Source organism: Sinorhizobium sp. NFACC03 (genome assembly GCF_900103435.1).
In the GTDB taxonomy this organism is placed as follows: Bacteria; Pseudomonadota; Alphaproteobacteria; order Rhizobiales; family Rhizobiaceae; genus Ensifer.
In genome coordinates this window covers 71022-82873 of sequence record NZ_FMXF01000015.1, presented here as the reverse complement: position 1 = coordinate 82873, position 11852 = coordinate 71022, and the positions used below count along the sequence as shown (strand labels likewise).

The following is an 11852-nucleotide window of genomic DNA, read 5'->3' as shown; positions in this document are numbered from 1 at the left end:
CACAGTCGCAGTCGACGCCGGGCTCCTCATCTCCCGCCTCGCTGCGCGCTACGCGCATCCACCAGCCCACCTGTGGCCGGAGATGTCCCCTCGCGCCTCTTGTCAACAATCCTCCGGTGCGCTTCCGCACCGCCTCGGATCCTCCTCCTCGTCAACAGCTCTTCGCACCCTCGTACGAAGCGATGAGCCGCGCGTTGGACCTTTGTCTGCCGGCAGGCGCCGCTTGCACCCGCCGTCACGAGCCAAGCCCCGCCACACAACCATAGGACGAAAGCTCCTCACCCGGAGTGGAACGAACCATCCGGTTTTTTCACCTTCGACTTGTCTGATTGAACGACGCGGAGCCGCCCTGATACAAAGGACAGAAACATCGAAACCATTTCTTCGAAATGGCGTCTTCTGCTTCCTTTACAGATGTGGTCCGTGTCCCCTGTGGAGGGCATTTAGGCAGGATCGATGGGCAAGATCAATCGCGATTTTTAAGCAACCTTAGGCACTGACCGTTGACTCTCAGCCTGCCTTTTGCTTGCCGCATTCCGAGTCCGTGAAGAATCGCTTTTGAATCAAGGGTTTTGATTTTTCGCCCTTTGCTTAGCTGGCGAAAAAGAAAAAAAATAAAAAATCGCTTGACTCATTACGGGGTCAGGAGAGCCCCGGCCAGAGACATCCGTTTGATAAGGACCTCCCGTATGTCATTGAATTTATTTCATAAATTTTGTCATCGCATTGACACAACGTAATACCGTCGGATTAACCATCGCGATGACAGAAGTATGAATCCGAAAAGCCCGGCGCAAGGGCCGGGCTTTTCGTCAACAGATTTTTCTTAGCCGGATTAGGCCGAAAGCGACTTCACGCGCTGCGCGAGGCGCGAAACCTTGCGCGATGCAGTGTTGGCGTGCAGGACGCCCTTGGTGGCTGCGCGCATCAGCTCGGGCTGAGCTGCCTTGAGCGCTGCGGCTGCAACTGCCTGATCGCCGGTAGCGATCGCTTCTTCGACCTTGCGGATGAAGTTGCGAACGCGCGAACGACGGGCCTTGTTCACTGCGGTGCGGCGTGCGATCTTGCGGGTCGCCTTTTTCGCCGAAGTTGTATTGGCCATTGGTGCCTCTCTTCGAAAACTGACATGAACTCCGCCCTCGCCGTGCCGGGTCACTGCGACCTGTCATCAAAGCAATTCGGGAATATTTCCGGAAAGCCCAAAATGGCGTTCCAAACTGAGGGCGGCGTATAGCGGGAAACAGCCGCCCCGTCAACGCGCATTTTCTAGAATCTGCGCCGTGCTCTGGCTTAGATCACGATGGTCTTGGGTCTGATCGACCCAAAACCATAAACGTGATCGTTTCTAACAGGCTTGAGCGGGATGCGGGCGGAAAACCGTAAACACTATTCCTCATCCCGCTCTAGCGATGCTTGAACTCCGGCTTACGCTTGGCGACGAAGGCGGCCATGCCTTCTTTCTGGTCCTCGGTCGCAAACAGCGAGTGGAACAGACGCCGCTCGAAACGAAGGCCTTCGGCGAGCGTCAGCTCGAGAGAACGGTTCACCGCCTCCTTCGCCATCATGACCGCCGGCAGCGAGAAGGATGCGATCTTCTCGGCGGCAGCCAGCGCTTCCTCCATCAATTTCTCCGGCGCCACCACACGCGAAACGAGTCCTGCGCGTTCCGCCTCCGCCGCGTCCATCATGCGGCCGGTCAGAACCAGGTCCATCGCCTTCGCCTTGCCGACGGCGCGCGTCAGGCGCTGCGAGCCACCCATGCCGGGAATGACGCCGAGGGTGATTTCGGGTTGGCCGAACTTCGCGGTCTCGGAGGCGATGATGAAGTCGCACATCATCGCCAGCTCGCAGCCGCCACCGAGCGCATAACCGGAAACAGCGGCGATCACTGGCTTGCGGGCCGCAGCCACCTGGTCCCAGCCGCCAATGAAATCGCCGAGATAGCTGTCGACGAAATCGAGCGTCTGCATCTCCTTGATGTCGGCGCCGGCGGCAAAGGCCTTCTCGGAGCCGGTGACGACGACGGCGCCGATCTCCCTGTCGGCATCGAAGGCCCTCAGCGCTGCGGCAAGCTCGCGCATGACGGTCGAATTCAGCGCATTCAGCGCCTGCGGACGGTTGAGCGTCACGAGGCCGACGCGGCCGCGCGTTTCGACCAGCAGCGTTTCGTAAGTCATTCCTGTTTTCCTCCGGTTCATCTCCGACGCCAGGCCGCGGACAGCCCGGCGTTCATTTCTGGCAATGCGGGCAATAGAAGGTCGACCGGCCCGCCTGCACGATACGGGCGACCGTACCGTCGCAGCCTGGCGTGCGGCAAGCCTCTCCTTCGCGGTCGTAGACGGAGAAGGAGTGCTGGAAGTAACCGAGCGAGCCGTCGGCCTGGATGTGGTCCTTCAGCGACGAGCCGCCGGCCGCAATGGCATCGGCGATGACCTCGCGGATCGCGTCCGTCAGGCGCACCAGGCCATCTTTGGGCTTGCCACGCTTGTCGACGAGTTCGCCGGCGGGCTTCACCGGCGACAGGCTCGAGCGCCAGAGCGCCTCGCAGACATAGATATTGCCGAGACCGGCGATGTTCTTCTGATCGAGCAAGGCCGCCTTCAGCGGCTGCGCCTTGCCGGAAAAGCGTACAGCGAGATAGGCGGCATCGAGCGCGTTTCCGGTTGGCTCCTCGCCAAGCGCGCGAAAATAGGCGTGGCTTGACACCGTGTCGCGGCGGGCAAGATCCATGAAACCGAAACGACGCGGGTCGTTGTAGATCACCCGCACCGGGCCTTCGGCGCCGTCGAGATGAAAGATGACGTGATCGTGCTTCTCGTCCTTGCCGCGCGGATGGTGAAACTCGCCCGGCGTCGCTGCAGCCGGCCCTGCCTCGATGCGGAAGGAACCGGACATACCGAGATGGGCGATGATCACGTCGCCGGCTTCCAGATCGATCATCAGGTACTTCGCCCGCCGTGACAGCGAGACAATGCGCTGGCCGGCAACGGTCGAAGAAAAATTCTCCGGAAACGGGAAGCGCAGGTCCGGACGGCGCAATTCCGCATTGACGATCCGCGCGCCCTCCATGGTCGGCGCCAGGCCGCGCTTGACGGTTTCGACCTCGGGCAACTCCGGCATAAATGCACTCCTACGATCTCAGCCACCGGATGCGGTGGTTGGCATTTCCTTGGCGGCCTTCTTATCCTATAGGGAGTGCGCTATGCCGCAGGCGCGGTCCCGTCCACGAGATAGCGCGGATGGGGCCTTTTCGCTATGGTGCCGGAAAAATTGGTTCAGGTGGAGTTCTTCGTATGACGGATCAGCGCGTATCGGCCGATGGCGGCATGGAAACATCCTTCGGTTTCCGCAATGTCGACGCCGGCGAAAAGCAGCCGCTCGTCAACGACGTCTTCCATAAGGTGGCGAAGCGCTACGACATCATGAACGACGTGATGTCGGCCGGCCTACACCGCGCCTGGAAGGACGCGATGATCGCCGCCCTCAACCCGCCGCGCCGCGAAGACTACAAGGTTCTGGACGTTGCCGGCGGCACCGGCGATATCGCCTTCCGCATCATCGAGGCCTCCGACCGCAAGGCGCATGCGACCGTGCTCGACATCAACGGCTCGATGCTCGCCGTCGGCGCCGAACGGGCGGAGAAGAGGAAGCTTTCCGCCAATCTCGAATTCGTCGAGGCCAATGCCGAGGAACTGCCCTTCGAGGCCAATTCCTTCGACGCCTATACGATCGCCTTCGGCATTCGCAACGTGCCGCGCATTGACGTGGCGCTGAAAGAGGCGCACCGGGTGCTGAAGCGCGGCGGTCGCCTGCTGGTACTGGAATTCTCCGAAGTGGAGATGCCGCTGCTCGATCGCTTCTATGATGCTTGGTCGTTCAACGCGATCCCGAAATTCGGCAAGCTGATCACCGGCGACGAGGCGCCCTACCAGTATCTGGTGGAATCGATCCGCAAGTTCCCGAACCAGCGCAACTTCGCGACGATGATCAAGGAGGCCGGCTTCTCACGCGTCTCCTTCACCAATTACACCGGCGGCATCGCAGCGCTGCATTCCGGCTGGAAAATCTGAACCCGATGAGCACGCCTGGAACATATGTCCGCCTTGCGCGGATCGGGTGGGTTCTCGTGCGCGAAGGCGTCGTCTCAGCCGTCCCAACCGAGCATCTGCCGCCGTTTGCCCGTTTCGCCCAGAAGGCGGCAGGACTTCTGGCGCGCCGCAGGGTGCCGGGCGAGGAACGCAGCGACCGCTTGTCACGCGCGGTCGCCCGCCTCGGGCCCTCCTATGTCAAGATCGGTCAGTTCCTGGCGACGCGCCCGGATGTCGTCGGCGCAGAGTTCGCGGCCGACCTGTCGCTCTTGCAGGACAGCATGGCGACCTTCCCGCAGAGCGAGGCGAAGGCCGCAATCGAAGGTTCGCTCGGCCGCAAGGTCGAGGACCTCTACGCCGAGCTCTCCGAACCGATGGCGGCCGCCTCGATCGCGCAGGTGCATCCGGCCATCGTGCTTCGCGACGGCAAGCCCGAAAAGGTCGCGGTCAAGGTCATCCGCCCCGGCGTGCGCCAGCGTTTCGCCTCCGATATCGAGGCGATGTATCTCGTCAGCCATATGCAGGAGCGGTTCTTGCCCTATACGCGCCGGCTGAAGCCGGTCGAGGTCACCAAGACGCTGGAGCAGACGACGAAGATCGAAATGGACCTTCGGCTGGAGGCCGCCGCCCTTTCCGAGCTTGGCGAAAACACCAAGGACGATTCCGGCTTCCGCGTGCCGAAAGTCGATTGGGAACGGACCGGACGCGATGTCGTCACCATGGAATGGATCGACGGCGTCAAGATGTCGGATATCGAGGGGTTGAAGGCCGCCGGGCACGACCTCAACCAGCTTGCCGAGACGCTGATCCAGTCCTTCCTGCGCCACACGCTGCGCGATGGCTTCTTCCATGCCGACATGCACCAGGGCAATCTCTTCGTCGACGACGCCGGCCATATCGTCGCCGTCGACATGGGGATTGTCGGCCGTCTCGGCAAGAAGGAGCGCCGGTTCCTGGCGGAGATCCTCTTCGGCTTCATTACCCGCGACTACCAGCGCGTCGCCGACGTGCACTTCGAGGCGGGCTACGTGCCTTCGCATCACGACGCCGCGAGCTTCGCCCAGGCAATCCGAGCGATCGGCGAGCCGATCCACGGCCAGCCGGCCGAAACCATCTCGATGGCGAAGCTCTTGACGCTGCTCTTCGAGGTCACCGAGCTCTTCGACATGCAGACGCGCCCCGAGCTCGTGATGCTGCAGAAGACCATGGTGGTCGTCGAAGGTGTGGCACGCACGCTCAATCCGCGCTTCAACATGTGGAAGGCCTCCGAACCGGTCGTCGGCAAATGGATTCGCGACAATCTCGGGCCGAAACGCATCGTCACCGACCTTCGCGACGGCCTGCACGCGGCGCTGCGGCTCGCCGAGGCCGCCCCCGAAATCGCCGCCCGCACGGAAAAATTCTCCAGCGAGATCATGGCGATGAGCGAGAACGGCCTGCGCTTCGACGCCGAGACGGCGCACGCGATCGGCAAGGCGGAGGCCCGGCATACCCGTTCAGGCCGCGTCGCCCTCTGGCTGATCGCCGCCACGCTCGTCTATATCGCCTGGCAGGTCACCTGATCGCGGCGCGCAGAGCGTTCGGCGCGTTCTGCGGACTTGCCTTTCCACTTGCGCTTGTTATTCTTCCGCCATGGACAATCGCTCGACGATCGCAATGGTGCTTTGCACGCATACCCCAGGGGTGTGCGGGAGACCTGTTGCGCTGATTTAAGCGAAATGTCCCCCACCAACCCTGCCGAGGCGAGCAGGGTTGGGTCCTGTTTCCTCGGAGCAAAGAGAGGAAACAATGACCGAAACGCACGCTCCTCCTGAAATCAAGATCCGCGCGGCGCGCATCGTCGACTGGGAGGCGGTTGCCGCCCTGATGAGCCAGCCCGGCATCCGATCTGGAACACTCCGACTGCCATTTTCCACCCCGGAACAAACGCGCAAGTGGATGGAGACAAGATCGGACGACGACACGGTCATCGTTGCCGAACGCGACGGGCATATAGTCGGCATGGCCGGCCTGCACCGCAGCAAGGGACGTCGTCAGCATTCGGCCGCCCTTGGCATCAGCGTCGACGATAAGCACCGTGGCGAGGGCGTCGGTAAGGCACTGCTTACGGCCTTGATCGATGCCGCCGACAACTGGCTGGGCATCAGCCGCATCGAGCTCACGGTCTTCACCGACAACGAGCCCGCGATCGCACTCTACCGCAAGGCGGGTTTCGAGATGGAGGGCACGCACAGGGCCTATGCGCTCAGGAACGGCGTGCTTGCAGACGTTTTCGCCATGGCGCGCATTCGCGCTCCAGGGGCACTGCGCGTCTAGCGGAAGGTCTCGAGCTTCGGCATTGGGCAACCGCTAAAGCCGGCGGATCGCGATCCCCCGCAACCGCCGGCTACACCGTGTTCCATCCGGAACTGCGAATATATCGGTCCCATGCGATCTTCTCCTCATGGATGACGAAGGCTCATCCCAACCAATCCAGAGGAGAGAACATCATGCGCAAGATCATCATCGCAGCCGTTGTTGCCGTTACCGCCGCCGTCTCCTTTGCCGCCCAGTCGCAGGCCGGCGGTTTCTCGATCGGCTTCAGCAATGGCCACTACGGTCATGGCTGGGGTGGGCATGTCGGTTATGTCGGCGACTACTACGGCGGCCCTTATTACTACGAAGACGAACCGTACTGCTTCATCAAGAAGGTCAAACGCTACGACCACTACGGTAACGTCTACTTCAAGAAAATTCGCATCTGCCGCTGATCCGCTCAACAAGGGCGAGGGGCAAAAGCCCGGCCGGTTTTCCGGCCGGGCTTTTCCGTTCGGCCTGCCTTCGCCATTCGCCGACGGTCAATTCGATTCCGCTTCGAGTAAAACTGTAGTAGCTCCAGTTCCTGGTCATTCTGAATTCCACATCGAGGAGAACCGGTCATGGATCTTGGTATTGCTGGAAAGCGCGCGCTGGTGCTCGGCGGCAGCAAGGGATTGGGCCGCGGCATCGCCGAGGCGCTGGCAAGCGAAGGCGTCATCGTTGCGCTGACCGGTCGCGATGCCGCATCGGCCGCCAAGATCGCAAGCGACATCGGCCCGTCGGCGCGGGGCTACGCGCTCGACCTCTCGAAACCCGATATGCTCGACGGCCTGCTGGATCGGCTCGAAGCCGATTTCGGCATGATCGACATTCTGGTGCTGAATGGCGGCGGACCGCCGCCCTCGCCGGCCTCGGCGATCGAGCCCGATTTCTGGCGGGCGCAATTCGAAACCATAGTGCTGGCCGGCATGCGCATCACCGGACGGCTGCTGCCCGGCATGCGGGAACGCCGGTTCGGACGCATCATCGCCGTCGCCTCCACCAGCATCCGTGAGCCGATCGTCGGGCTCACCGCCTCGAATGCGCTCAGAAGCGCTGTTGCAGGCTGGCTGAAGACACTTGCCGGCGAGGTCGCAGCCGAGGGCGTGACCGTCAACCTGCTTCTTCCAGGGCGGCTTGCCACCGACCGCACGCTCAGCTTCGACCGGATGGATGCCGAGAGCGAGGGCGTCGATATCGCCACGGTCGCGGCGCGCAGCCAGCAGGAGATCCCGCTTGGGCGCTACGGCACGCCGGCGGAATTCGGCGCGGCCGCGGCCTTCCTCGCCAGCCGCCAAGCAAGCTACATCACCGGCGTCGCGCTGCCCGTCGACGGCGGTCTCAGCCGCTCGATGCTCTAGGGCCACTCAGGACAGCGTCCGTCCACGGATGGTGTGATTATCCGTCAGATCACACCTCGCTTCTGGTACCCATCACCTCCGGGCTGATGACCAGGTGGAATGCAATCGGCTCGCCGTGGCCCTGAAGCCTCAGCAATCGACCACGGTCGCGAATGCTATGAGCAGATCCAGGTCGAACGGCAACGCATTCATATTTCCACTTTTCATCATTCATACATTTAATTTCCAAATGGATGGCCCGCCACCTACGGTCGGCGTCCAGGGCGCCATGCCGGGCGCGGGACAGGTTCGGCAAGACGCGCATCTTGCGCCCTTGAAAAGGTCACGGGCCGGCTCAAGTAAGCACGAGATCGCAAAGAGCGAGAGCGGCACGAAAGCGCGGCCACTTCCGGGTTTCCACGTCTCGCCCTCAACCGGAACCACTGCGATCGGTCGGCCTGTTCGACCCGTCGGCATGATCGGAAAGACCAAATGCGACCAAGACTTTTCGGCTCGCTGGTTGGCGCATCGATCGCCGCCTTCAGCCTTTCACCCGCAGCCGTGGGGGCCTCCATGCTCGAAACCCAACTGATTTCTGCTGCCGAAGCCGGTGATGCGGACAAGGTCAAATCGCTGCTGCAACAGGGTGCAAGCGTCGAGACCCGCGATGCCAGCGGCGCCACGGCCCTTCTCGTCGCCACCCACGAAAACCGCGTCGATGCGGCGCGCGCGCTGATCGAGGCCGGCGCCGACGTCAACGCCAAGGACAAGATCCAGGACAGTCCCTATCTCTACGCCGGCGCACGTGGCCATCTCGAAATCCTGAAGCTGACGCTCGCGAATGGCGCCGACCTCAAGAGCACGAACCGTTATGGCGGCACGGCGCTCATCCCCGCCTCCGAGCGCGGCCACGTCGAGACCGTCAAGACGCTGATCGAAGCCGGCGTCGATGTCGACCACGTCAATCGCCTCGGCTGGACGGCGCTGCTTGAGGCGATCATCCTTGGCACCGGCGGCGAAAAACACACCGAGATCGTACGGCTGCTGATCAAGGCCGGCGCTGACGTCAACCTCGCCGATGGCGGGGGCGTCAGCCCGCTGCGCCACGCGCGCCAACGCGGCTACGGCAGCATTGAAACGCTGCTGGTCGACGCCGGCGCCCGCTAGAGGGATTTACCATGAACCAGGAACAGACCTATCTGGCCGAAGCCGTAGCGCTCGCCCGCCGCAACATCGAGGATGGCGGTCGCCCCTTCGGCGCTGTCGTCGTCAAGGACGGCGAGATCGTCGGCCGCGGCGTCAACGAGATGCTGTCGACAGGGGACCCGACTTCGCATGCGGAACTCAACGCATTGCGTGCCGCCGCCCGGACGCTCCGCTCCCCGCGGCTCGAAGGTGCTGCCGTCTATGCCAGCGGCCAACCCTGCCCGATGTGCCTTGCGGCCATGCGCATGGCCGGGATCACCGAGATCGCCTATGCGAACTCGAACGCCGATGCCGAACCTTTCGGCCTGTCGACAGCGGCGATCTACGCGGAACTGGCAAAACCGCTTGCCGAGCAGGCCATGCGCTTCCGCCATGTACCGGTCGACGATACCGATACAACACCGCTCTACGTGACCTGGCAGGAGCGGCAGGGGAACGAATAACCGGCAGGTGAAACAGCCCTGAGGCCGCCACGACCGGTGGCCGCCTTGCATTTTCGTTCAGACCAAGGCCGAGTGGGAAACCGACGCCCTCCACCCACAGAGACAGATTGCCGCTGGATAGCTGTCCCACTTGCCGAGTACACGCGACGGATGTAATCGCAAAGGGAGTCTTCTTCCCTACTCCCGTCGCTCGACATTCCCACGGAAACCGAGCGCTCCCAGCCTGCAGGTGCCCGCGATGAATGCCTATTCCGAAAAAGCGGGTCGCCGTGTTGCGCTGCTTCTCATCGCGGGTTCCGGCGTGGTGACGATCGCCAAGGGCATGAGCCTGACCTTCCTCGCGATCCGTCTGCAGCGTGATTTTGGCCTCAGCCCCGCAGGCATCGGCGCTCTCATCGGTGCCGGCCCGCTGCTCGGCGCAATCGTCAGTCCCTTTGCCGGCACGCTGTCCGATCGCATTGGCCGAAAAGGGGTGCTGACCGCAGCGCTTTTCATGGCCGGGCTGGCGCTGGCGGGGCTCGGACTGGCGCAATCGATCGCCGCCTTCGCGCTGGCGCACATCGTGTCTGCCGTCGCAGCCGCCGTCTACGAACCGGTTGCGCGTGCCTTGATGAGCGATGCCGCGCCTGAGCATCTGCGCCTTAAGGTCTTCTCCTGGCGTTATCTCGCCATCAATGCCGGCTGGGCCATCGGGCCCTTGATTGGCGTCTGGGTGGGTGCCGCCTATTCGACGCTGTTCGTCAGCGCCGGCGTCATGCACGCAGCCTTCGGCCTCATGCTCTTCTTGGCGGTGCCCGAAGCCGGCGACAGGCAGATGGTCCAAACCACGGGGACATCACAGGCTGCCGGTGGCTGGCGCGGGCTCGTTGCCGCCCTGCGCGACCGAAGGCTGGTCTTCTTCGTCATCGGTGGCACGCTGCTCTTGGCCGTTCATGGCCAGTGGTCGGTGACCTTGTCGCAGTATCTCAACTCCGGCTTTGCGGATGGCGTCACCCTCTTCGCGCTCCTGGTTTCGACCAATGCCGCAACGGTGCTGATCGCCAGCACGCCTGCCCGCTTCGTCATCGAAAGGATCGGTGCGCTGCCGGCGCTGTCGCTCGGCTGCCTGCTTTTCCTGGTCGGCGAAATCGGTTTCGCAGCCTCCTCCGGAATGGAAATGCTCGTCGCCTCGATGATCCTCTTCACCATCGGCGAGGTGCTCGTCGTACCCTCGGAATATGTGCTGGTCGACGGCATTTCGAATACCGGCAATCGCGGCACCTATTTCGGCGCCCATTCGCTCTCGACGGTCGGGAACTTCCTTGGGCCACTGATCGGCGGCCTGGCACTCGGCACCATCGGCGGCGCTGGCATGTTCCTGCTGTTTGCATTTCTTTCGGCGGCAAGCGCGCTTCTGTTTGCGATCGGCCACTCCATGCCGCCGCCGCGCCCGCAGACCGCGCGCGCCGATGCGTCCGACGGTGGCGCCATTAGCGGCGATCACCTGCGGCTGGGTCAATTCGCCTAGCGCCGTCATCCTCCCGTCGCAGGCGCCGACGAGGCGTTGATCTGCTGTTGCACCCGTTCGAGCGGCCCCGGCGCCAACGCCGCTGGCGGCTGATACGGATTGGAGAAGGCATAGATCAGAAACAGGATGATGCCCGTGTACGCGCCGAAGAGGCAGAGCAGCAGCAGATTGCGCCGCATTGGCGGGAAGGAATAATAGGCGAGCGCGATGAAGATGACGCCGGAGAGTGCCGCGAACCAGAAGATACTGTCGATCGAGTCCGCGACATTGCTTTCCCGCTTGGTCCGGCTTTGCGAGATGTCGTGCAGCCGCTCCAGCATCTGGCTGCGCAGGCTCTCCTGGCGCTTGTCGGCCGGGACCAGGTTCAGCACGTGCTGATAGGCTGCATCCCAGTGCACCCAAGCCTGTGGTGAAAGACGTCCCTTGTCCGCCAGTGACTGCCATTCACCATCGATCACCTCGGCCGCATAGGCGGAGATCGCCTGCTGGATCGGCGCCTTGACGGCTTCACCGTAACGTTCGGCGTCGTAGAAGATGTCAGCGGTCGCCCCGGCTTCGGTAGCCATCTCGTATTTGAGCTGCTGGTACTCGACCATCTCCTGCGCAAAGACCAGCGCGAGGATCAAGCCATGCAGCGCCGAAATGCGAAAGATGACCAAACTGGCAAGTTCCTTTTCGTGCCCTTCCGCCTCGCCGCCCATGATCAGCCGCATTGCAAAGTAGGACGCGAGCGTCAGGGCGACCGTGCCGAAGACGAATAAAGGCACCGAGCAACATCTCGACGATCATTTTCCCCTCCGCCGGCCGCCGATAAACATCGGCAATTCTGAGCGTCGAGGCCTGGAAACACAACGCCTCGCTTTATTAGCAAATGCACGCAACAGCTGTCTTGCCTGCAGGCAAACCGCTATGTTTGCAGCCGCCGCCACCA

Annotated in this window: 12 protein-coding genes; 8 read left to right on the top strand and 4 right to left on the bottom strand. The window is 62.6% G+C overall.

Annotation, left to right across the window (positions count from 1 at the left end; all coding sequences use genetic code 11):
* Nucleotides 1-835: 835 nt before the first annotated feature.
* The 3 genes from rpsT to mutM form a co-directional block, all read right to left on the bottom strand.
* Nucleotides 836-1102 carry a 30S ribosomal protein S20 gene (gene rpsT, locus BLU35_RS19245; protein WP_034797494.1) on the bottom strand — a complete coding sequence of 89 codons (267 nt, stop codon included), beginning with the start codon at nt 1100-1102 and terminating at the stop codon, nt 836-838.
* Between the two features lie 301 nt (nt 1103-1403).
* Nucleotides 1404-2177, bottom strand: a complete 774-nt coding sequence (locus tag BLU35_RS19240; protein ID WP_058329108.1) for an enoyl-CoA hydratase — start codon at nt 2175-2177, stop codon at nt 1404-1406.
* Between the two features lie 52 nt (nt 2178-2229).
* Entirely contained in the window at nt 2230-3120 is an 891-nt protein-coding gene (gene mutM / locus BLU35_RS19235) for a bifunctional DNA-formamidopyrimidine glycosylase/DNA-(apurinic or apyrimidinic site) lyase (protein ID WP_058329109.1), read from the bottom strand.
* Nucleotides 3121-3293: 173 nt separating this feature from the next.
* Between mutM and ubiE the strand changes: the two genes are divergently transcribed.
* The 8 genes from ubiE (at nt 3294) to BLU35_RS19195 (ending at nt 10921) form a co-directional block, all read left to right on the top strand.
* Nucleotides 3294-4070, top strand: a complete 777-nt coding sequence (gene ubiE, locus BLU35_RS19230; protein ID WP_057247974.1) for a bifunctional demethylmenaquinone methyltransferase/2-methoxy-6-polyprenyl-1,4-benzoquinol methylase UbiE — start codon at nt 3294-3296, stop codon at nt 4068-4070.
* A gap of 5 nt (nt 4071-4075) precedes the next feature.
* Nucleotides 4076-5650: a 2-polyprenylphenol 6-hydroxylase gene (gene ubiB, locus BLU35_RS19225; RefSeq protein WP_058323681.1), complete on the top strand. Its 1575-nt coding sequence runs from the start codon at nt 4076-4078 to the stop codon at nt 5648-5650.
* Nucleotides 5651-5876: 226 nt separating this feature from the next.
* Nucleotides 5877-6404 carry a GNAT family N-acetyltransferase gene (locus BLU35_RS19220; protein WP_093234076.1) on the top strand — a complete coding sequence of 176 codons (528 nt, stop codon included), beginning with the start codon at nt 5877-5879 and terminating at the stop codon, nt 6402-6404.
* 173 nt (nt 6405-6577) lie between these two features.
* The gene (locus BLU35_RS19215) at nt 6578-6838 is read left to right on the top strand and encodes a hypothetical protein (RefSeq protein ID WP_093234075.1); all 261 of its coding nucleotides are present in this window, start codon (nt 6578-6580) and stop codon (nt 6836-6838) included.
* A 168-nt stretch (nt 6839-7006) separates the two neighbouring features.
* Nucleotides 7007-7786 carry an SDR family oxidoreductase gene (locus BLU35_RS19210; RefSeq protein WP_093234074.1) on the top strand — a complete coding sequence of 260 codons (780 nt, stop codon included), beginning with the start codon at nt 7007-7009 and terminating at the stop codon, nt 7784-7786.
* A 552-nt stretch (nt 7787-8338) separates the two neighbouring features.
* On the top strand, nt 8339-8932 hold the full coding sequence (locus tag BLU35_RS19205) for an ankyrin repeat domain-containing protein (RefSeq protein ID WP_093234115.1): 594 nt from the start codon (nt 8339-8341) through the stop codon (nt 8930-8932).
* 11 nt (nt 8933-8943) lie between these two features.
* Nucleotides 8944-9414 (top strand): nucleoside deaminase, encoded by a 471-nt coding sequence (locus BLU35_RS19200; RefSeq protein ID WP_093234073.1) that lies wholly within the window; start codon nt 8944-8946, stop codon nt 9412-9414.
* A gap of 238 nt (nt 9415-9652) precedes the next feature.
* Nucleotides 9653-10921, top strand: coding sequence for an MFS transporter (locus tag BLU35_RS19195; RefSeq protein WP_093234072.1), 1269 nt, complete (start codon nt 9653-9655; stop codon nt 10919-10921).
* Nucleotides 10922-10926: 5 nt separating this feature from the next.
* Here BLU35_RS19195 and BLU35_RS19190 read toward each other — a convergent pair whose 3' ends face one another.
* Nucleotides 10927-11688: a bestrophin-like domain gene (locus tag BLU35_RS19190; protein WP_286161559.1), complete on the bottom strand. Its 762-nt coding sequence runs from the start codon at nt 11686-11688 to the stop codon at nt 10927-10929.
* Nucleotides 11689-11852: the final 164 nt, after the last annotated feature.

Coding starts and splice junctions, on each gene's coding strand:
- rpsT (WP_034797494.1), bottom strand. CDS start 1,102: ATGGCCAATACAACTTCGGCGAAAAAGGCGACCCGCAAGATCGCACGC.
- BLU35_RS19240 (WP_058329108.1), bottom strand. CDS start 2,177: ATGACTTACGAAACGCTGCTGGTCGAAACGCGCGGCCGCGTCGGCCTC.
- mutM (WP_058329109.1), bottom strand. CDS start 3,120: ATGCCGGAGTTGCCCGAGGTCGAAACCGTCAAGCGCGGCCTGGCGCCG.
- ubiE (WP_057247974.1), top strand. CDS start 3,294: ATGACGGATCAGCGCGTATCGGCCGATGGCGGCATGGAAACATCCTTC.
- ubiB (WP_058323681.1), top strand. CDS start 4,076: ATGAGCACGCCTGGAACATATGTCCGCCTTGCGCGGATCGGGTGGGTT.
- BLU35_RS19220 (WP_093234076.1), top strand. CDS start 5,877: ATGACCGAAACGCACGCTCCTCCTGAAATCAAGATCCGCGCGGCGCGC.
- BLU35_RS19215 (WP_093234075.1), top strand. CDS start 6,578: ATGCGCAAGATCATCATCGCAGCCGTTGTTGCCGTTACCGCCGCCGTC.
- BLU35_RS19210 (WP_093234074.1), top strand. CDS start 7,007: ATGGATCTTGGTATTGCTGGAAAGCGCGCGCTGGTGCTCGGCGGCAGC.
- BLU35_RS19205 (WP_093234115.1), top strand. CDS start 8,339: ATGCTCGAAACCCAACTGATTTCTGCTGCCGAAGCCGGTGATGCGGAC.
- BLU35_RS19200 (WP_093234073.1), top strand. CDS start 8,944: ATGAACCAGGAACAGACCTATCTGGCCGAAGCCGTAGCGCTCGCCCGC.
- BLU35_RS19195 (WP_093234072.1), top strand. CDS start 9,653: ATGAATGCCTATTCCGAAAAAGCGGGTCGCCGTGTTGCGCTGCTTCTC.